This window comes from Rhizobium sp. CF122 (genome assembly GCF_000282035.1).
GTDB lineage: Bacteria > Pseudomonadota > Alphaproteobacteria > Rhizobiales > Rhizobiaceae > Rhizobium.
Window position 1 is genome coordinate 1 of sequence record NZ_AKKA01000111.1, and the last position, 20,519, is coordinate 20,519.

18 protein-coding genes are annotated in these 20,519 nt (G+C 62.0%); 15 read left to right on the forward strand and 3 right to left on the reverse strand.

Translation table 11 applies throughout. The features are described 5' to 3' along the window. Nucleotides 1-410: alpha/beta fold hydrolase (locus PMI09_RS26730; RefSeq protein WP_037084298.1), on the reverse strand; the 410-nt coding region annotated here is incomplete at its 3' end. A 53-nt stretch (nucleotides 411-463) separates the two neighbouring features. Beyond that, a complete protein-coding gene (locus tag PMI09_RS26735; protein WP_007801721.1) occupies nucleotides 464-1,246 on the reverse strand; it encodes a LuxR family transcriptional regulator in 783 nt (260 codons plus the stop codon). 122 nt (nucleotides 1,247-1,368) lie between these two features. Between PMI09_RS26735 and PMI09_RS26740 the strand changes: the two genes are divergently transcribed. The 12 genes from PMI09_RS26740 (at nucleotide 1,369) to PMI09_RS26795 (ending at nucleotide 15,430) form a co-directional block, all read left to right on the forward strand. Beyond that, on the forward strand, nucleotides 1,369-2,259 hold the full coding sequence (locus PMI09_RS26740; protein WP_007801722.1) for a proline iminopeptidase-family hydrolase: 891 nt from the start codon (nucleotides 1,369-1,371) through the stop codon (nucleotides 2,257-2,259). 51 nt (nucleotides 2,260-2,310) lie between these two features. After that, nucleotides 2,311-3,249, forward strand: a complete 939-nt coding sequence (locus tag PMI09_RS26745; protein ID WP_007801724.1) for an ABC transporter permease — start codon at nucleotides 2,311-2,313, stop codon at nucleotides 3,247-3,249. Beyond that, the gene (locus PMI09_RS26750) at nucleotides 3,246-4,097 is read left to right on the forward strand and encodes an ABC transporter permease (protein WP_037084289.1); all 852 of its coding nucleotides are present in this window, start codon (nucleotides 3,246-3,248) and stop codon (nucleotides 4,095-4,097) included. The genes PMI09_RS26745 and PMI09_RS26750 overlap by 4 nt, the downstream gene beginning before the upstream one ends. Then, nucleotides 4,094-5,797, forward strand: a complete 1,704-nt coding sequence (locus PMI09_RS26755) for a dipeptide ABC transporter ATP-binding protein (RefSeq protein WP_007801728.1) — start codon at nucleotides 4,094-4,096, stop codon at nucleotides 5,795-5,797. The genes PMI09_RS26750 and PMI09_RS26755 overlap by 4 nt, the downstream gene beginning before the upstream one ends. 16 nt (nucleotides 5,798-5,813) lie before the next feature. Further along, complete coding sequence (locus tag PMI09_RS26760) at nucleotides 5,814-7,328, forward strand: ABC transporter substrate-binding protein (RefSeq protein ID WP_007801729.1); 1,515 nt, start codon at nucleotides 5,814-5,816, stop codon at nucleotides 7,326-7,328. Between the two features lie 304 nt (nucleotides 7,329-7,632). Then, a complete protein-coding gene (locus tag PMI09_RS26765; RefSeq protein ID WP_037084300.1) occupies nucleotides 7,633-8,766 on the forward strand; it encodes a transporter substrate-binding protein in 1,134 nt (377 codons plus the stop codon). Beyond that, nucleotides 8,763-9,344 carry an ANTAR domain-containing response regulator gene (locus PMI09_RS26770; protein WP_007801733.1) on the forward strand — a complete coding sequence of 194 codons (582 nt, stop codon included), beginning with the start codon at nucleotides 8,763-8,765 and terminating at the stop codon, nucleotides 9,342-9,344. Before PMI09_RS26765 ends, PMI09_RS26770 begins: the two co-directional genes overlap by 4 nt. After that, on the forward strand, nucleotides 9,344-10,192 hold the full coding sequence (locus PMI09_RS26775; RefSeq protein ID WP_007801735.1) for an ABC transporter permease: 849 nt from the start codon (nucleotides 9,344-9,346) through the stop codon (nucleotides 10,190-10,192). The genes PMI09_RS26770 and PMI09_RS26775 overlap by 1 nt, the downstream gene beginning before the upstream one ends. Further along, the gene (locus tag PMI09_RS26780) at nucleotides 10,192-11,112 is read left to right on the forward strand and encodes an ABC transporter permease (protein WP_007801738.1); all 921 of its coding nucleotides are present in this window, start codon (nucleotides 10,192-10,194) and stop codon (nucleotides 11,110-11,112) included. The genes PMI09_RS26775 and PMI09_RS26780 overlap by 1 nt, the downstream gene beginning before the upstream one ends. A gap of 25 nt (nucleotides 11,113-11,137) precedes the next feature. Further along, complete coding sequence (locus PMI09_RS26785; protein ID WP_007801740.1) at nucleotides 11,138-12,739, forward strand: ABC transporter substrate-binding protein; 1,602 nt, start codon at nucleotides 11,138-11,140, stop codon at nucleotides 12,737-12,739. 61 nt (nucleotides 12,740-12,800) lie between these two features. Continuing rightward, the gene (locus PMI09_RS26790) at nucleotides 12,801-13,745 is read left to right on the forward strand and encodes an acetamidase/formamidase family protein (RefSeq protein ID WP_007801742.1); all 945 of its coding nucleotides are present in this window, start codon (nucleotides 12,801-12,803) and stop codon (nucleotides 13,743-13,745) included. After that, nucleotides 13,742-15,430: an ABC transporter ATP-binding protein gene (locus tag PMI09_RS26795; protein ID WP_007801743.1), complete on the forward strand. Its 1,689-nt coding sequence runs from the start codon at nucleotides 13,742-13,744 to the stop codon at nucleotides 15,428-15,430. Before PMI09_RS26790 ends, PMI09_RS26795 begins: the two co-directional genes overlap by 4 nt. Nucleotides 15,431-15,885: 455 nt before the next feature. Here PMI09_RS26795 and PMI09_RS32445 read toward each other — a convergent pair whose 3' ends face one another. After that, nucleotides 15,886-16,293, reverse strand: a complete 408-nt coding sequence (locus PMI09_RS32445; RefSeq protein WP_037084293.1) for a recombinase family protein — start codon at nucleotides 16,291-16,293, stop codon at nucleotides 15,886-15,888. A gap of 307 nt (nucleotides 16,294-16,600) precedes the next feature. On the opposite strand from PMI09_RS32445, the gene PMI09_RS26805 reads away from it, so the two are divergent. The 3 genes from PMI09_RS26805 (at nucleotide 16,601) to PMI09_RS26815 (ending at nucleotide 20,317) form a co-directional block, all read left to right on the forward strand. Continuing rightward, nucleotides 16,601-17,356 (forward strand): protein-L-isoaspartate(D-aspartate) O-methyltransferase, encoded by a 756-nt coding sequence (locus PMI09_RS26805; RefSeq protein ID WP_007801747.1) that lies wholly within the window; start codon nucleotides 16,601-16,603, stop codon nucleotides 17,354-17,356. Further along, entirely contained in the window at nucleotides 17,353-19,809 is a 2,457-nt protein-coding gene (locus PMI09_RS26810) for a class I SAM-dependent methyltransferase (protein ID WP_007801748.1), read from the forward strand. The genes PMI09_RS26805 and PMI09_RS26810 overlap by 4 nt, the downstream gene beginning before the upstream one ends. Before the next feature lie 214 nt (nucleotides 19,810-20,023). Further along, on the forward strand, nucleotides 20,024-20,317 hold the full coding sequence (locus tag PMI09_RS26815; protein ID WP_037084296.1) for a nucleotidyl transferase AbiEii/AbiGii toxin family protein: 294 nt from the start codon (nucleotides 20,024-20,026) through the stop codon (nucleotides 20,315-20,317). Nucleotides 20,318-20,519 lie beyond the last annotated feature (202 nt).

A 20,519-nucleotide genomic window follows, 5' to 3' on the forward strand; every position in this document is an offset into this window, starting at 1 on the left:
ATGACGAGCGCCTTCAGCCCCTTCGGCCGTCGCACGGCGTGCTCGGCGCCGAGCATGCCGCCCCAGGACTGGCCGAGGAAGGCGTAGCGATCCTGAATGCCCAGGTGCTTCAGGAGCGCGTCCAATTCTTCGAGGAAAAGACCAGGGGTCCAGAAGTCCGGCCCTTTTTCCGGCAGGCGGGTGGAATGGCCATTGCCGAGCTGGTCGTAGTGAATGACCGGCCGTCCGTCGATCTCGGTGATGCCCCTGAAGCTGTCGACGTAGTCGTGCGTGCAGCCGGGACCGCCATGGGCGACGACAAGCGGCAACTTGTAGCTGTCGAGTGACCCGGTGACGCGATACCAGGTTCGGTATTCGCGAAAGGGCAGGAAGGCTTCCTTCGACGCAAGTGCGTTCACGTGCTTCTCCATGTCGTGGCGATAGATGGAAAAGCATAACGCGGCTAAAAGAGGCGCGGCAGCTATCACAAGTTATAGGATGGGCGGTCCTCGAGCAGCCGGTAATGAGTGGCGCGCACGACCGCCTGGGTGCGGTTCTTAGCGCCGAGCTTCTTGGCCGCAGCGTTGAGGTGCATGACGACGGTGGGAACGGAGCGGTCGATGACGCGGGAGATTTCCTTGGCCGAAAGGCCCTCGGCGGAATAGCGCAGGCATTCGCGCTCGCGCTCCGTCAGCCTTGCCTTGCCGGTGCTGAACGTCTTCGTATCGAAGAGCGAATAGGCGGCCTCATGGAAAACGTGTGCGAGGAGGTTAAAGTCGGCGATGTAGCGCAGCGCGTGCCTTTCGAATTCCCGGTCGCCGCCGAAGCGCACACCGGTGACGGTTGCATAGTCGCCGCGCGGCATATGGACCGGCACGGTAACGCCGGTCGACATGTCCCTTTCGCTTAGATAACGCGCGACCGGAGCTGTGTCCTCGGTCATGAAACGGCGGATCAGCGTGTCTGCCTCCGCATCGTAGTTCCAGAAGAAGGGGGTGGACGTGCGCAGCGCCACCTGCTGGACCGGATCGATGCGGAAATAACCGTGATTGAACCAGTAGTCATGCATGTCGTCGGAAATGTTGCGGAGTTTCAGCAGCGATGGAATCATGATTTCGCCGTCGAGATCGTAGGGCACCGGCGTATAATCGTAGATCAGCGCCTCGAAACCGATAGCCTTCATCGCTTCGAAGACCTGGTCGATCCGGCCGTCCAGCGTTTGATGATCCGTGAACTGTCGTCTGATCGTGCCGATTTCGTCAATCATCGCTGGCTCCACAGGCCTCGAGCCGATCCTATCACTTCTTATAGCTGGCGCCCGACATCGTTTGAGGTAAAAATTAGCAGTGCCCAAATATTAAGCAAGCACTTTCTTCGTCGGAGTGGTCAATGTGGCGTGAGATCGAGCCCGATGCTCGACTTGAGATCGAAGTCGATGGCCACAAGGTGGTGGCCTACAGTTTCGGGGATGGAGCGGAGACGGTTTTCTGCCTCAATGGCGGGCCGGGACTGCCCTGCGACTATCTGCGCGAGGCGCATTCCTGTCTGATCGATCAACGCTACCGCGTCGTCGCCTTTGATCAACTCGGGACCGGCGCGTCGGACCGTCCGACCGATTCATCGCTCTGGACGATCGGCCGCTATGTCGAGGAGACCGAGACCGTGCGCAAGGCGCTTGGGCTCGGCAAGGTGCACATGCTCGGTCACTCCTGGGGTGGGTGGCTGGCGATCGATTATTCACTCACCTATCCTGGCAACCTGCAGACGCTGATCCTTGAGGATACCGCTGGGGACATGCCGCATCTGATCCTGGAACTAGAGCGGTTGCGTGCCGCGCTCGGGCCGGAAACGGTGGCGATGATGCAGAAGCACGAAGCCCGGGGCACGTACGACCACCCCGAATATCTCGCCGCCGTCACCATTCTCAATTATCGCCACGTGTGCCGCCTGACGGAATGGCCCGCACCTGTTCGCCGATCGCTCGGCGACTGGAACATGGGCCCCTACGGCACCATGCAGGGCCCGAACGAATTCCTCTATACCGGCAACCTGAAGGACTGGAACCGTGTTCCGGATCTGCCCTCCATGACGGTCCCGACATTGATCACCTGTGGTGAGCACGACGAATTGACGCCTGCCTGCGCGCTGAAGTTGAAACTCGCCATCCCGAACGCCGAACTGAAGGTGTTCGCCAACGCAAGCCACATGCCCTTCTACGAAAACCCGGCGGATTACTATCCGGCACTTCTCGATTTCCTGGCACGCAACAGGTCGAACTGATGCATAAGCTTGCAGACGACAGCATCAGACGACGGAGGCACCGGCATCGCCATGCATCGCTATAGGTTCGTTTTCCGAAGGCCTCTCCAGTTCCTGCCGGTCATCGCCGGCATCAGCATCATCACCTTCGTGCTGGTGAGGCTGATTCCCGGCGATCCGGCGCGCGTGCTGCTCGGCACGCGCGCCACGCCGACGGCGATCGCCAATATCCGCGCCCAATATGGCCTCGATGAGCCGATCTGGCTGCAGTATCTCTATTTCCTGAAAAACCTCGCCAACGGCGAGATGGGAAGGTCGATCCTCTACAAGATCGACGTGCTCAAATTGATCGCGACGCGTATCGAGCCGACGATCGCACTCGTCATTTCGAGTGTCGTGCTGTCCGTCGTGATCGCCGTGCCGCTCGCGGCAATCGCGGCGCGCAACGCGGGGCGGGCGCCGGATCATGCCGTACGCATCATTTCGACGTTCGGCATCGGATTCCCGCCCTTCTGGCTTGGCCTGATGCTGATCATCCTGTTCAGCGTCAAGCTCGACCTGCTGCCGGTGTCCGGTTACGGATCGACGATCGCCGACAAGCTCTCTCATCTCATTCTTCCGAGCCTCACCATCGCGCTGTCGCTGTCGACCGTTCTGACACGCAGCCTCAGGACGGCAATGATCGAGGCTCTGAAATCGGATGTGGCGACGGCAGCGCGCGCTCGCGGCATGCCTGAACGCATCGTCTTCTGGCGTCACGTGGTGCCGAACTCGCTGGTGCCGACCATCAACCTGCTCGCCGTCAACACCGGCTGGCTGATCGGCGGAACCGTCGTCATCGAGAGCGTCTTTGCGCTACCGGGCATGGGGCAGTTGCTGGTGCGCGCCATCTTCTCGCGCGACTACATGGTGGTGCAGGGCGTCGCCATGGTCTTTGCCTGTGCAACGGTGCTCGTCAATTTCCTCGCCGACATTGCCACCGTCGCGGCCGATCCGCGGGTGAAGCTATGAGTACGATGGCCGTCTCACCCTGTGCTGCGGGCTGGCGAACGTTCCTGGGCAGGCGCACCATGCTCACCGTGGGTGCATCGATCTTGCTGTTCTTCATTCTCATGGCAATTGCGGCGCCGCTGATTGCGCCGTACGATCCGATCCTTCAAGACAGCAATGCGCGCCTGCAATTGCCGTCCCTCCTGCATCCACTCGGTACCGACAACTTCGGTCGCGATATCCTCTCACGCATCATCTGGGGTGCACGGATCGACCTGCAGATCGCGGTGATCGGTGTCGCCTTTCCGCTCCTGATCGGCACGGTCGTCGGCACGGTCGCCGGCTTCTTCGGCGGCATCGTCGATGCGATCTTCATGCGGATCGTCGACATCATCATGGCCTTTCCCTTTCTGGTGCTCATGCTGTCGATCATCACCATCCTCGGGCCGGGCCTCGGCAGCTTCTATATCGCCATGGCTCTCGTCGGTTGGGTCTCATACGCACGGTTGATCCGAGCGCAGATCCTTGTCCTGAAAAACAGCGATTACGCCGTGGCAGCGGTCAGCCTCGGCTTTGGCCGCATGCGGATCATGTTCCGCCATCTGCTGCCGAACGCCATTGCCGGATCGATCGTGTTTTCGATGTCCGATGCCGTGCTCGTCCTGCTCAGCGGCGCCGCTGTCAGCTATCTTGGGCTCGGCGTCCAGCCACCGGTTGCCGAATGGGGCGTCATGGTCGCCGAAGGCCAGGGCTTCATCACCACAGCCTGGTGGATCACGTTGTTTCCCGGCCTTTCCATCGTCTTCCTTGCCTTCGGTTTCAGCATTGTCGGTGATGCGTTCGGCGAACTGCTCGGAGTGCATGAATGAGCGCCTCCGTCCTTTCGGTTCGCGGTCTCACGGTCAAGGCGCATCTCGACCATGAAACGCGCACGCTGCTCGATGCCGTATCGCTCGATCTGGCAAAGGGTGAGATACTCGGGCTGGTCGGCGAAAGCGGTTCCGGCAAGAGCCTGTTCTGCGGCTCGCTAATCCGTTTGCTTCCATCCTCGCGGTTGAGGATCGAAGACGGCTCAATCCTTCTCCAAGGGCGCGACCTGACTACCGTCAGCGACGCCGAGATGCTCGACATCCGCGGCAGCGAGATCGGCATGATCTTCCAGAACCCGACGAGCCATCTCGATCCGGTGATGAGGATCGGCGATCAGATTGCCGAGGGCATCCGCTATCATCAGGGCCTCGACGGGAGGGCAGCCCGTGCGGCCGCGATCGAGATCTTGTCGCAGGTCGGTTTTCCAGACCCGCCTCGTCAGTATGACAGCTATCCGCACGAGCTCTCCGGCGGCATGCGCCAGCGCGCCATGATCGGCGTGGCGCTGTCGTGCAATCCGAAAATCCTGATCGCCGACGAGCCGACGACCGCGCTCGACGTGACCATCCAGGCGCAGATCCTGCAGTTGCTGATCGAACTTCGCGACACGCGCGGCCTGTCGATCATCCTCATCACCCACGATCTCGGCATCGTAGCGCAAACCTGCGACCGGATCGCGGTCATGCGCAACGGCAGGCTTCTGGAGCAGGGCCCGAAGCGGCAGATCCTGTCGCACCCGCAGGACCCCTACACGATCAAGCTCATTCACAGCCACCCGTCGATGCCGGATGGCGCTGCTGTAGCAAGAAGCGCCGGACTGCCTGCGACGGCGGCGGTGAAGCCGATACTGGAGATCGACGACCTGCATGTGCGCTTTCCGGTCGGCGGCAGCCTTTTCAAGGGAAGTGCGGCAAAGACCGTCAGTGCCGTCTCCGGTATCAGCCTGCGGATCATGCCGGGCGAGACGGTCGGTATTGTCGGGGAATCGGGCAGCGGCAAGAGTACGCTCTCACGCGCGATACTGGGTCTGACGCCGATCTCCTGCGGGCACATCAGTTTCGACGGTGCCGATCTTGCCCTGCAGAAAAGCGCGAGCTTGGCAAAGCTCAGGCGCGAGGCCGCCATGGTCTTCCAGGATCCGTTCAACGCCTTGAACCCACGGATGACCATCGGCCAGACCATCGGCGAGGTGCTGGCGGTGCGTGGCGAGGTCCCGAAGGCGGACATCCCCGCGCAGATCGGAGAATTGCTGGATCTCGTCGGGCTCGAGCGCGAGTTCGCCAAACGCAAGCCACGCTCGATGAGCGGCGGCCAGTGCCAGCGCGCCGGGATCGCCCGCGCACTTGCCGTCAATCCGAAGCTGATCATCGCCGACGAATGCGTGGCCGCGCTCGACGTCACGATTCAGGCGCAGATTATCGACCTGTTCCGCGAGCTGGCAGCAAGCATGAACCTGACGCTGCTGTTCATCGCGCATGACTTGGCCATCGTCCGCAATCTCTGTGCGCGCACGATCGTCATGTATCGCGGCGAGGTGGTCGAGGACGGTCCGTCGGAAGAGATCTTCGCGCGTCCGAAACACCCTTACACCGCTCGACTGGTGGCAGCGATCCCGGACATCAACCCGGACAGGCCGCTGCTTGGCGATATCCGAACTGCTCCTGCCAACATCCTATCCATCAAGCGCATTCCACAATAACGAAGGGAACGACATCATGAACAGGAAGTGGAAATCCATCGGGCTTACCGCCTTTGCCGCTGCCCTCAGTCTCAGCGCCAGCTTCGCCGAAGCTGCCGGCGTGTTGAGCATCGGCCGTCGCGAGGACTCAACCACGTTCGACCCGATCAAGTCAGCCCAGAACGTCGACAACTGGGTCTTCTCCAACGTCTTCGACGTGCTCATCCGCGTCGACAAGACCGGCACCAAGCTGGAGCCGGGTCTGGCCGAGAGCTGGTCCGTCTCCGGCGACGGACTGACCTACACATTCAAGATCCGCGACGCGAAATTCTCCGACGGTTCGCCGATCACGGCCGAGGATGCTGCCTTCAGCCTTCTGCGTATCCGCGACAACAAGGCTTCGCTTTGGAGCGACAGCTACAAGATCGTCGAGACCGCAGAGGCGACCGATCCGAAGACGCTCACTGTCAAGCTGAAGACGCCGTCCGCGCCTTTCCTGTCGACGCTGGCGCTGCCAAACGTTTCGGTACTGTCGAAGAAGGCCGTCGAGGCTGGTGAGGACGCCTTTGCCGAATTGCCGACCGCGTCGTCGGGCGCATTCACCGTCAAGGAATGGCGGCGCGGCGACCGCGTCATTCTCGAAAAGAACCCGAACTTTTGGCAGGCGGACCGCGTAAAGCTCGACGGTGTCGAGTGGATCTCGGTGCCTGACGACAATACCCGTATGCTGAACGTGCAGGCCGGGCAGCTCGACACGGCGATTTTCGTGCCCTTCTCGCGGGTCGAGGAACTGAAGAAGGATGCCAATCTCAACGTACTGATCGACACCTCGACACGTGAGGACCATCTGCTGATCAACCACGAGCACGGCGCGCTCGCCAAGAAGGAGGTGCGTCAGGCACTGGACATGGCGATCGACAAGAAGGCGGTCGTCGATACCGTCACCTTCGGCATCGGAACCGTGGCCAACTCCTATATCCCGAAGGGGTCGCTTTATCACTACGACGACAACTATCAGTATCCCTACGATCCGGAAAAGGCCAAAGCGATGCTGGCCAAGGCCGGCGCGTCCGACCTGGCGTTGAACTATGTGGTGAATGCCGGCAACGAAGTCGACGAGCAGATCGCCGTTCTTCTGCAGGAGCAGCTTTCCAAGGCCGGTGTCACCGTCAACCTGCAGAAGGTAGACCCGAGCCAGAGCTGGGACATGCTGGTTGCCGGCGACTACGACATTTCGGTCATGTACTGGACGAACGACATTCTCGACCCGGACCAGAAGACGACCTTCGTGCTCGGTCACGACACCAACATGAACTACATGACCCGCTACAAGAGCGACAAGGTGAAGGATCTGGTGGCCGCAGCCCGCCTGGAACTCGATCCGAAGAAGCGCGAGGCCATGTATGTCGAAATCCAGAAGACGGCCAAGGACGACGTCCACTGGATCGACCTCTATTACAGCCCCTACATCAACGTCTCGCGCAAGAACATCGAGAACTTCTACCAGAATCCCCTCGGCCGTTTCTTCCTCGAAGACACCGTGAAAAACTGATGAAGCAGCAGCCAGCCGCCTCGGCGTCTGGCTGGGCCATGACAGCGAGGGCAGGCAGATGTTGTCAGCTTCCATGGTCCCGCGCGTTGAACCAAGCAGGTGATATCGAGTGTCACGTCGGTGAAAGCCGGCGGTTTTTTCCCGCTTGACTTGCTGCTAATGTCTGTATTTTAATCAAGCCTGCGGATTAGGCAGGTTTGGATCCGCGTTTCACATGACTTCGATGTCGCTGGGCAGTTTCGCCCCATGACGCCCCGCAGATGAGCGGGATGAGCGTCATGGGGTTTTCGTATTTTGGGCTATGATGGACGACGCGCTGAAGATCGGTATTCTCTACTCCGCCACCGGCCCCTATGGGGCGATGGGCGTGGATGCCCGTGACGGCGCGATGCTTGCCGTCGAGGACGGCGTCAAGCGAACGGGTCGCGTCATCGAACCGGTGTTTTATGATCCGCACGCCAGCCTGCAAGCCTATCTCGACGGCGCGCAGCAGATGTTGCGCTCCGATTGCCGCCATATCGTCGGCACGATCACATCTGCGGCACGCAAGGAAGTCATTCCACTGGTCGAGAAGCATGACGGCCTGCTGTGGTACATGTGCCCCTACGAAGGCTTCGAGGCGAACGAGAGCGTCATCTATCTCGGCGGCTGCCCGAACCAGCATCTGATCCCCGCCTTCGAATACCTCATTCCCCGCTACGGCGCGCGACCCTATCTTGTCGGTGCCAACTATGTCTGGGGCTGGGAGATGAACCGACTGGCGCGCGAACTGATCGCCAATGCGGGCGGCGAGGTTCTCGGCGAGCGCTACCTGCCGCTGGAGGAAACGGCGGTGGATCGAATCATCGCTGAAATCGCCGAACGTCGCCCGAGCTTCGTGCTCAACAATCTCATCGGACCGTCGAGCTACGCCTTTCTGGAGGCAATGAAACAGCTCGGTGATAACGATCCCGCCTTCCGTCCGCAGAACTGCCCCGTGGTCAGCTGCGATCTGATGGAATGCGAACTCGAGTTGATCGAAAAGGGATCTGCTACCGGCCAGCTCTGTGCGGCATCCTACTTCGACACGCTCGACACGCACGAGAACCGCGAGTTCAAGACCCGCGCCGCGCTGCGTTATGGACGGGACCGGCGCATCTCCAGCGTTTTCGCCAGCGCCTATGCAGCCGTCGATCTCTGCATTGCCGCGATCCTGTCTGCGGGCAGTGACGAGCCCGCTGCGGTGCGCCGTGCCGTTTACGGCCGAACATGGGACTCTCTGCTGGGGCCGCTGCAAATCGACCGACGAACCAATCACGCAGCGCTGCCGTTTCATCTCGGCCGCATCAGCGACGACAACGGCTTCGATATCATCGCTTCCCGCCCGGCGCTTGCCGCCGACCCCTATCTCACCACGCGCGGCACCTCCATGCCTGCCAAGCTGAGGGTCGTGTCATGAGCAGGACGCCGAATTTCACAGGTTGGCTCGCCGTGATCCTGCATCGCGAAGACAGCAACACCGACAGGTTGGAGCGTCAATTCGGCCTCCTTGGCATCCGAGCCACGCGCCGCTGGGAGCCGCTCTCGACATGGGCCGAGGCCGATCTCGTTCTGGTCGACGCCGATCAGGGTTGGGATGATCTGTTGCCGCCGACCGAAGGCGCATCAGGCAAGCCGCTGGTGGCCTTGCTCGGTTCCGAGGCGCCGGGCCGTATTGCCTGGGCCATGGAAAAGGGTGCAAGCGCGATCATTCCGAAGCCGGTTGCCGCGTCCGCCATCTTTCCGGCTCTGGTGATGGCAGTGTCGATCCATCAGGAACGCCGCATCGTTGCCGACAAGCTGCGCTATCTCGAACAGCGCGTCCGCATGCGGCCTCTGGTGCATGCGGCGGTCGAGAAGCTGCGTGCCGTGCGTGGCCTCGATGAAGAGAGGGCATACGGCATGCTCCGCGACTACGCCATGCAGCGTCGCCTGACGATGGAGCAACTCGCCGCAATCGTCCTCGGCGGGGCCGAACCCCTGCCGGAGGTCGGTTGATGGGCATACTTCGCTCGCTATCGCGGCAGCCGGCCGCGCTGTTCGGGTTGGTGATTGTCGTTGCGGTCGTGGTGCTGGCGCTGGCCGCACCGCTGATCGCGCCTTTCAGTCCCGACGACCAGATGTTCGACGGCCTGACGCTTGAAGGCGCGCCCATGCCGCCGGGCGGGCAATTTTTGCTCGGCACGGATACGCTCGGCCGCGATCTCTTCTCGCGCATGCTGTTCGGCGCGCGCACGTCGCTGATCATCGGCATCGTCGCCAACGGCATCGCCGTGTCCATCGGCCTGTTCGTCGGCATCGTCGCGGGGTATCTGCGCGGCCTGCCGAGCAGCATCCTGATGCGCTTCACGGATCTGATGATGGCCTTTCCGGCGCTGCTGCTCGCTATCGTATTGGCGGCGCTCTTGAAGCCCAGTCTGTGGATCGTCGCCATGGTGATCGCGCTGGTCAACTGGGTGCAGGTGGCGCGCATCGTCTATACCGAGACGCGCGGCCTCGTCGAGCGTGATTTCATCATGGCTGAACGTTCGCTCGGCGCCGGTCACGGCCGTATCCTGCTTTTGCATATCCTTCCACATCTGGTGCCGACAGCGATTGTCTGGGGTACGCTCGGTATCGCGACGACGGTGCTGCTCGAAGCCACGCTGTCCTTTCTCGGCATCGGGGTCCAGCCACCCCAACCCTCCTGGGGGAATATCATCTTCGAAAGTCAGAGCTACTTTCAGGCGGCTCCGTGGTTGGTCTTCTTCCCCGGTATGGTCATCCTCCTGACGGCGCTTGCCTTTAATCTCGTCGGCGATGCCCTGCGCGACATTCTCGATCCGACGCAGAGGGGCAGGGGCTGATGGCCTTCGTCCTTCTTCGCCGCCTCGGGCAGGCGCTTCTTATTCTCCTCGGCGTCGCCGCCATCACCTTCGTGCTGCTTTATGCGCTGCCGGCCGATCCGGCGCGGATGATCGCAGGCCGCAGCGCCACCGCGCAGACCGTCGCTTCCATCCGCCACGAACTCGGCCTCGACCAGCCGCTGATCATTCAGTTCTGGACCTATCTTTCCGGGCTCCTATACGGAGATCTCGGTCGCTCGTATGCACAGAAGACGGAAGTCTGGACACTCATTGTCGCGCGTCTGCCGGCAACGCTGATCCTGATGGCCGCCGGCATCACCGTCGAGGTCGTTCTTGGCGTCACCTTCGGCACCGTCGCGGCGGTGAAGCGCGGCGGTACTGTCGACCGCCTTGTGATGATGGCCTCCTTCGTCGGCGTATCGGCGCCGCAATTTGTCGTGGCACTGCTGCTTCTTTATGTCTTCGCCGTTACGCTCGGCTGGTTTCCGATGAGCGGATACGGCAGCTTCGCGCATGTCGTGCTGCCGGCAACGACGCTTGGCGTGCTCGGCGCCGGCTGGTACGCGCGCATGGTGCGTTCGGCGATGATCGACGTGCTGAACCAGGACTATGTGCGCACGGCCCGCGCCAAGGGCTTGTCGTCGAGCCGCATCATCTTCCGCCATGCCCTGCCTAACGCCATCCTACCGATCGTGGCGATGATCGGCATCGATATCGGCCAGTTCATGGGTGGCGTCGTGGTGGTCGAGGCAGTCTATGGCTGGCCCGGCATCGGCCAACTGGCCTGGCAGGCGATCCAGCAGGTCGACATCCCAATCATCATGGGCGTGACGCTGACATCGGCACTCGCCATCGTGACCGGCAATCTTCTTGCCGACCTCATTGCGCCCTTCATCGACCCACGTATCAGAACATCCTGACCAGAGCAAAAAAGGGGAACTCACAATGCTCAGACGCTGGTTACTCGGAACGACCACCGCCGCGGCGATCATGCTCGCACCTCTGGCCGTCATGGCCGAGGGCAAGGACATCGTTGTTACCTACAAGGACGACATCGTCACGCTCGACCCGGCGATCGGCTACGATTGGGTCAACTGGTCGATGATCAAGAGCCTCTATTCGCGCCTGATGGACTACGAGCCCGGCACGGCCACCCTCGTTCCTTCGCTTGCCGAAAGCTTCGAGGTCGCGCCCGACGGGCTCACCTACACCTTCAAGCTTCGCAAGGGCGTAAAGTTCTCGAGCGGCCGCGACGTGGTCGCCTCCGACGTCAAATATTCAATCGAGCGCGCCGTCGATCCGAAGACCCAAGGCCCCGGCGCCGGCTTCTTCGGCGCGATCAACGGTTTTGAAGATCTGACCGGCGGCAAGGCGACCGGGCTTGCGGGTATCGAGACCCCCGACGACGGCACCGTCGTCTTCAAGCTCTCCAGGCCGGACGCGACCTTCCTGCATGTGCTGGCGATCAATTTCGCCTCGGTCGTGCCGAAGGAGGCCGTCGAGGCCGCCGGCGGCGATTTCGGCAAGAAGCCCGTCGGTTCCGGCACCTTCGTCCTCAAGGACTGGGTGATCGGCCAGAAGCTCGTCTTCGAAAAGAACCCGGGCTATTACATCAAAGATACGCCGAAGATCGATGGCTTCACGGTCGAGGTCGGCCAGGAGCCGCTCGTCGCGCTGCTGCGCCTGCAAAAGGGCGAGGTCGATATCGCCGGCGACGGCATTCCACCGGCCAAATTCCTGGAAATCAAGAATTCGCCAGACGGCGCGCAGATGATCGTCGATGGTGAACAGCTCCACACCGGTTATGTGACGCTGAACACGAAGGTGAAGCCTTTCGACGACCTGAAGGTCCGTCAGGCAGTGAACCATGCGATCAACAAGGACCGCATCGTTCGCATCCTGAATGGCCGCGCGACGCCCGCCAAGGAAGTGTTGCCGCCATTGATGCCTGGTTACGACAGCGATTATTCGGGCTTTGCCTATGACGTCGCCAAGGCGAAGTCGCTGCTGGCCGAGGCCGGTCTTGCCGATGGCTTCCAGACCGTGCTTTACGCGACCAACACCGATCCGCAACCGCGCATCGCGCAAGCGATCCAGCAGGATCTTGCGGCGGTCGGCGTCAAGGCCGAAATCCGCGCGCTGGCACAGGGCAACGTGATCGCCGCAGGCGGCACCGAAGGCGAGGCGCCGATGATCTGGTCGGGTGGCATGGCCTGGATCGCAGACTTCCCCGATCCCTCCAACTTTTACGGCCCGATCCTTGGTTGCGCTGGCGCCGTGCAGGGCGGCTGGAACTGGTCGTGGTACTGCAATGCCGAGCTCGACAAGCGCGCGACGGCGGCAGACTCCATGTCGGATCCGGCGAAGTCCGGGGACCGCGTGGGAGCCTGGAAGAAGATCTTCACCGACGCTATGAACGATGCGCCGTGGATCCCCGTCACCAACGAACGCCGTGTCGTTGCCAAGTCGCTGCGCATGGGCGGCGAAAACAACATCTACATCGATCCGACCCGCGTTATCAATTACGACGCGATCTTCGTGAAGTAACGTCAAGGGTCCCCGCCTTCCCGGCAATGAGCCGGGAAGCCATATTTTCCGGAGACGTGCCATGTGCAGCATCTGCAGCCACACCATTCACCGCGCCCAGCATAACTTTGGCTGGAACCGCGACTTCGCGCCGGCGCTTGCGGCAAAGCCGGGTGAAACCATCCTGTTCGAATGCATGGATTCGTCCGGCGGCCAGATCGGCGCCGACGCCACGCTCGCCACGCTTGCCAATCTAGACTTCGGCAAGATCAACCCAGTTTCCGGTCCGGTCTATGTCGAGGGAGCAACGCCGGGCGATGCGCTCAAGGTGACGATCCGCAAGTTTCATCCGTCGGGAGTGGGCTGGACGGCGAACATCCCGGGTTTCGGCCTGCTTGCCGATCAGTTCAAGGATCCGGCCCTGCATGTGTGGAGCTACGACACGGTATCCATGGCGCCGTCCGCCTTCGGGGCGGGGGGCAAGGTGCCATTGAAGCCGTTTACCGGCACGATCGGCGTCGCCCCGGCCGAGCCCGGCCTGCATTCCGTCGTGCCGCCCCGCCAGGTCGGCGGCAACATGGACATCCGCGATCTCACCGCCGGCGTGACGCTCTACCTGCCGATCGAGGTCGAAGGCGCACTGTTTTCCGTCGGCGACACGCATGCCGCCCAGGGCGACGGCGAAGTCTGCGGCACGGCGATCGAAAGCCAGATGAACGTCGAGTTGACGCTGGATCTCGTCAAGGGAGCCAATCTGAAGACGCCACGCTTCACGGTGACCGAGCCAGTGACGCGTCATCTCGACGGCATGGGCTATGAAGTGACGACGGGCATCGGTCCGGATCTGATGACTGGCGCCCGCGATGCTTTAATGCGCATGATCGACCTGCTGACTGCCGAACACGGCTACAGCGCCGTCGATGCCTATATGCTTTGCTCGGTCTGCGGCGATTTGCGCATCAGCGAAATCGTCGACATGCCCAACTGGGTTGTCTCCTTCTATTTCCCCAGGATCGTCCTTTCGTGACCGAAACGGATACCATTGCAAGGCCGGTGCTGCGCGTCGAAAACCTCTGTGTCGATGCCCGTACACCGGAGGGGCTGAAGCGGGTCCTCAACGATATTAGCTTCGACCTCAAGTCCGGCGAGACACTCTGCCTTGCCGGCGAAAGCGGGTCCGGAAAGTCGGTGACCTCGCTGTCCGTCATGGGGCTGCTTCCGAAGGCCTCGCTACGCATCGCATCCGGCAATATCAGCCTAGGCGACAGGAAGCTCACACGTCTGTCCAACAGCCAGATGCGGCATGTCAGGGGCGGTGAGATCGCCATGATCTTCCAGGAGCCGATGACATCGCTCAACCCTGTCATGAGCATCGGTGCTCAGTTGACAGAAGCGATCCGCGAACATCAGCAGGCGGGAAATGCCGAGGCGATCGCCCGGCAGATGCTGGAGGCGGTGCACATCGCCGATCCGGCGCGGCGACTGCAGCAGTATCCGCACGAACTCTCAGGCGGCATGCGCCAGCGCGTTATGATCGCAATGGCACTGTCCTGCCGGCCAAAGGTGTTGATCGCCGACGAGCCGACCACGGCGCTAGACGTGACGGTGCAGGCGCAGATCCTCAAGCTGATGCGAGAGCTCAAGACCGGGTTCGGCACCTCTATCGTCATGATCACGCACGACATGGGCGTCGTCGCCGAGATGGCGGATCGGGTGGCGATCATGCAGCATGGCCGCATTGTGGAGCAGGGCAGTTCGCTCGACATATTCAAGAGCCCATCCGAGCTTTACACCCGCCGGCTGCTGGCGGCCGTCCCACGGCTCGGCGCCTTTGCTGGCACCGACGGTCCGCCGCGCGTTTCGAAAGGCGAGCCGCAGCCGAGGGCGAGTGCATCGGCGCTGGTCCTCAATGTCCGCGATCTCTGCGTCAGCTATGGTCGAGGCTCCGGCATGCTGTTCCGGCGGGCACCGTCCGCAACCGTCCGCAACGTCTCGTTCGAGATCATGCCGGGAGAGACCATGGGCCTCGTCGGTGAAAGCGGCTCCGGTAAATCGACGACCGGCAAGGCGGTTCTAGGCCTCATTCCCTTCTCCGGGTCGGTGCAACTAGACGGCTACGACATCTCCCGCCTGTCGCAGCACGAGATGCGCAGTGTGCGCCGCTCGGCACAGATGATCTTCCAGGATCCCTATGCCTCGCTCGATCCGCGCATGTCGGTCGGCAAGGCGATTGCCGAACCCATGGCCATTCACGGCATCGGCACGCCTGCCGAGCGACGCGAACGGGTGGCCGAACTGTTGCGGCGCGTCGGGCTAACGCCGGACGCGGCGACGCGCTATCCGCACGAGTTTTCCGGCGGACAACGCCAGCGCGTCTGCATCGCCCGCGCGCTCGCGCTCGAACCGAAGCTGATCGTCGCCGACGAGAGCGTGGCAGCGCTCGACGTCTCGGTGCGGGCGCAGGTGCTCGATCTGATGCTGGAGTTGCAGGAGACTATGGGCCTCGCCTATCTCTTCATCTCCCACGATATGGCCGTCGTCGAGCGCATGTCGCACAAGGTCGCCGTCATGCGCGGCGGACAGATCGTCGAGGCGGGCACGCGCCGCCAGATCTTCGAAAACCCGGGCGACGACTATACCAGGGCGCTGATGAAGGCGGTGCCAATCCCCGATCCAACGCTCTATCGCAAATCCGAAAGCATAGCCGGGTAGGCAAGCCGCTCCGAAGCAAGGCGATCGAGGTGCAGCAGCGGATACGGAAGGTGTGCCATGACGTTACGGATGCCGAAGATGCCACCAGGCCAAAGCCAAATTAGAAGTCTCCGCGGTTTCAGGCCTCCGCAACCATCTCTACTTGCGATGCCATTCGCTCAAATCAGCCGCCCCAATAGGGTGGCTTTTTTGCACCCGCAAGTTCTGATCGCTGCGCCCCTCCCGCAACCACGCTACAGCACGACACAACATCCCAGAATTGCTGAAACTACGATGTGGCGTGATATAACGCTACGATACGCAGTTGCTGGAGCAAGGCGAGTTGTGTGCTCCAAGATGCATGTCTTCCATATGCGTTAAATCCGCGCTTGCGAAGCTGCGAAGCGAGTCCTGACTCCCAAATTTCTGCCTATATAATCCCAACTGTCATTATGTTGACTCCCAATTATCATAATTTAGAAGCTCGCCTCGTCGGCTTGATCTCGCGGAATGCGATCCAGGCCCTCCGCCAGCACGATGTCGAACTGGCCAGCCTGCGCATCCTGCAACAGCGCCTGAATGCCGGGCAGGATCATGCTCGCGCCGGAGATACCCGCACGCTTGTAGGTCCGACCACCTTCCAATTCTCGCGCTTGGCGGCAGATGCGGAACTGGTCGTCGATCGACGCCTCGCGCTGCTTGTCGGACGAACAGCGGGCATAAAGGGCAATCCGGGTCATCGGTCGGTCCTTTCGCAACTCCATGGTCAGCGGCGCATGGTATCGCTCTTCTTCGCTTTCGCCACTGCGAGGAAGCTGGCTCTGACCTTTGCGAACAGCCCCAGTGGGATGACGCCGCAGCTTCATCGGCGCGGCCAGCACCATTGCGCGTCGTTTCCGATGCGGCTGAAGGTCCGAAGACCCCGATGTTGATCCTGTCGCGTTTGAGCGCCATCGTCTCCAAAGTTCCCTTGCCCAAAAGGGGCAGGGGCCATCGAAGAACCGTCCGTCATCGAAAGAAAGACGCCGCGGCGCCCGTGCGGTGTTTGGGATACCATAGCGTACGAAAAGGATGGTCTGGAGTAGTCGGTGGATAGGCAACATCGCAGCCTTGCGCAGAGTGCCGGGCGAGCTTTGTTCAAAATTGCCGCAGCCGCCACTATACTCTGGCGTTACAATCGGGAGAGAGCTCATGCGCCCTCTAGCCCAGTGCCAAGCGTTAATGGCGGCGGTTCTCGCAAGCGCAGCCGCCGTGGCTTCGACATCCGCGCCTGCTCAGGATCGCCTCGGCGAGCGTGCAGCGATGATCGGGACGATCAAATTGCACGCCGGCTCGGCGCCGTCAGCGATCGAGGGGGGCCAGGGCATCGATCCGGCTGTGCTGGAGACGATGGGAAAGGTGCCGCGCCACCTTTTTGTGCCCGAGGAGCAGCGCGGCGCGGCCTATCGAGATCGGCCACTGCCGATCGGATACGGCCAGACCATCTCGCAACCCTTCATCGTCGCGCTGATGACCGACCTGATCAACGTTGGGCCTGGCGACGCTGTCCTCGAGATCGGCACTGGCTCGGGTTATCAGGCAGCCGTCTTGTCGCCGCTCGCAGCGAAGGTCTACTCGATTGAGATCATACCGGAGCTCGGCGAAAGGGCCGCCGCCCGATTGGCGGAGCTCCACTTCGACAATGTCGAGGTGAAGGTGGGAGACGGTTACTATGGTTGGCCTGCGCACGCGCCTTTCGACGGTATCGTGGTGACTGCCGCTGCAAGTCACATCCCGCCGCCGCTGGTCGAGCAGCTCGCCAAGGGGGGCCGGATGGTCGTCCCCGTGGGCGGTCCCTTCGTGACCCAGTTTCTCATGCTGGTCGAGAAGCGACGGGATGGAAGCATCACGACTCGGCAGTTGCTGCCGGTGGCCTTTGTGCCGCTGAGGGGAGGTCGGGCCCGATGAAAGCGGGGCGCCTGCTGCCGGTTGGTCTCATTTCGGCGGCAACCCTTGCCCACGAAGTGCTGCTGATGCGGCTCTTTTCGATCATCCAGTGGCATCAATTCGCCTATATGATCATAAGCATCGCACTCCTGGGCTTCGGCGCGAGCGGTACGTTCGTTGCCTTGGCCCACCGCACTCTGGTGAAGCGGTACCCGGCCGCCTTCGCAGCGTCGGCAGCGCTGTTCGGCATCACTGCGGTTGCCAGCTTCGCGGGCGCCGAACGCCTGCCGTTCAACGCGCTCGAGGTCGTCTGGAATCCGGGCCAGCTCGGTTGGCTCGCGGCCAGCTATGCTCTCCTGGTCCTGCCGTTCTTTTTTGGTGCAACCTGTATCGGCCTTGCCTTCAGCCGTCATCCTGGCCAGATCGGACGCGTCTATGCCTTCGACCTGGTCGGCGCTGGGGTCGGTGCTCTGGGCATCGTCGGACTCTTGTTCCTGGTCTTTCCCTCTGCGGCACTGCGCTTCGTCGCGGCGTTGGGATTTGCGGCAGCTGCCCTCGCCGCGACGGGCATGGCTCGTCATCGGCGGCTCGCCGCGGCCAGCCTCGGGCTTGCAGCCGCGGTCATCGCGGTGTGGCTGCCACCGTCCTTTACGGCCACCGGCCCGCACATGTCGCAGTACAAGGGCCTAAGCATGGCTCTCAACGTCCCGAACGCCCGAGTGGTCGAGGAGCGATCAAGCCCGCTCGGACTGCTGACGGTCGTGGAGAGCCCGAGCGTCCCTTTCCGGCACGCGCCGGGCCTCAGCCTCGCCAATACCCAAGAGCCGCCCGCGCAACTCGCCGTCTTCAACGATGGCGATAGTATGACTGCGATCACCGCCTATAGCGGCGATCCGGCGACGGTCGCTTATCTCGACCGGACAACGGCGGCCCTCCCGTACCGCATGCTTGCGCGGCCGCGAGTGCTGGTCCTCGGTGCTGGTGGCGGCGAGCAGGTGCTGCTGGCGCTGCGCGCCGGAGCCGATATCGTGGACGCTGTAGAGGTCAACCCGCAGATGATCGACCTGGCTCGCAATCGTTTCGCGAACGTCGTCGGCGGCATCTTCAGCCGACCGAACGTGCATCTGCATCTAGCCGAGGCGCGCGCCTTCGCTGCGACCGCCGGGGAGCGTTACGACCTAATCCAGATGCCGCTCCTTGAGACCTTCAGCACGGCCGCGGCCGGGGTCCAAAGTATACATGAGAACTACACCTACACCGTGGAGGCACTGCGGGATTACCTGGCGGTACTGAAACCAGATGGCGTCGTCGCGATCACGCGATGGCTGCGCGTGCCGCCGCGCGACATCCTCAAGCTGTTCGCCACAGCTACCGCCGCGCTTGAAGCGGATGGCGTATCCCGGCCCGCCTGGCACCTGGCGCTGATCCGGAGCTGGAATACCGTAACCCTGCTCGTCGCCAGGTCGCCGTTCACTGGTGAGGACGTCGCAGCCATCCGCGGCTTCGCGGCGGAGAATTTCTTTGACATCTCCTGGGTGCCAGGCATCTCCGCAAGCGACGTCAACCGCTACAATCAACTCGAGCGGGAATATCTCTACGAGGGAGCCCTGGCTCTCCTCGGCCCTGAACGAGCCGACTTCATCGAGCGCTACAAGTTCGATATTGCGCCGGCCACTGACAATCGGCCCTATTTCTTCGACTTTTTCCGTTGGCGCGCCTTGCCGGAACTCCTGACGCTGCGCACCCAAGGTGGGGCAGGGATGCTCGACTGGGGCTACCTGATTCTGGCGGCGACGCTCGTCCAGGCCGCGATCCTGAGCGCCGTCCTGATCCTGCTGCCGCTCTGGCTTCGCCGGCGCGGGCCAGGGAGCGCCGTACCCCGGCTGCGCTTCGGGCTCTATTTCCTTGCCTTGGGCCTGGCCTTCCTCTTCATCGAGATCGCCTTCATCCAGCGCTTCGTGCTGTTCCTCGGCCATCCGCTCTACGCCGTCGCTGTCGTGCTTGCGGGTTTCCTTGCCTTCGCAGGTCTCGGTAGCGCTCTGGCTGCACGCTGGGTGGCGGCGGTCGGATGCGGATCGGCGGTGCGCGGCATCACCCTCGCTGTCGTGGTGATCGCATTCCTGGCTGGCACCTACCTGCTCGCGCTGTCCTTCGTATTCGAACGGCTGCTGGGACTCCCGGATGCCGCGAAGATCGCAATCGCACTCCTCCTCATAGCGCCGCTCGCAGTCTTCATGGGCATGCCGTTCCCCCTCGGCCTCGGCCACGTCGGCGCACGCTCGCAGGAATTTCTTCCCTGGGCGTGGGGGATCAATGGCTGTGCGTCGGTGCTGAGCGCGATCCTCGCCGCACTGCTTGCAATGCATGTCGGGTTCACTGGCGTCGTGACGATGGCCGCGATCCTCTATCTTGTCGCCCCGGCCTTACTCGCCGGGTCGTCTGAGGGCAAAAGGATCCTCTCTATCGAGCACTGAGCTCCTGCCAGCCGGCTGGGTGGCACAGGTCGGCATCGATGCCGTTAGATGCGTGGTAGGTGCGTTCGATGAAAAGTTGCCGCTTGCTTGAGCTTCCCTTGATCGTCGAAACTTGATCCGAATCCTCGGATAGTACCTCCTTAATTCCGAGTTATCGTAGCAATGTCCGAATCTATCTCTCAGCGCCAAATTGCCCACGCCCTACTGAGGGCGCGTGGCATCGCGCGTCTTCCACGACATCTGGATTCTCAGCAGGTCGTTCGAGTTCAGCAATGGCAGATTGGCGCGGGCAACTGCCGCCACTTTCAAACGGCGTGAGACGCCGATCCCAACGGCACTACCGGATGCTTTAGCGGAAGCCTTCTCCAAGGATCAGCAAAAGCAACGGCAATGGCGAGCGTTTGTGGAAGACGTTGCCCACAATCCAGGCGATTTGATGGATGTCATCACGGATATCGCCGCATTCCTGATGCCTCATGCGGTTGTAGCCGCAAGCCGGGGCAAATGAGCGGCTTGGTGTCTACCGTCGAGTATATCGTGCTATGGATCGCAATCGGCGAGGATGACTGTCAGGGGTTCGGGCCGGGCTCAGGGCGCCAGCCTAAGCCGCTAGCTTTGATCCCGACCGGGATGACCCGGTCGGGGAGGCGCGCTCGTCCCCTCTAGGAGACGCCGTTGAAGTCGCTGTCGGTCAAGTTGTAGTTGCCCTT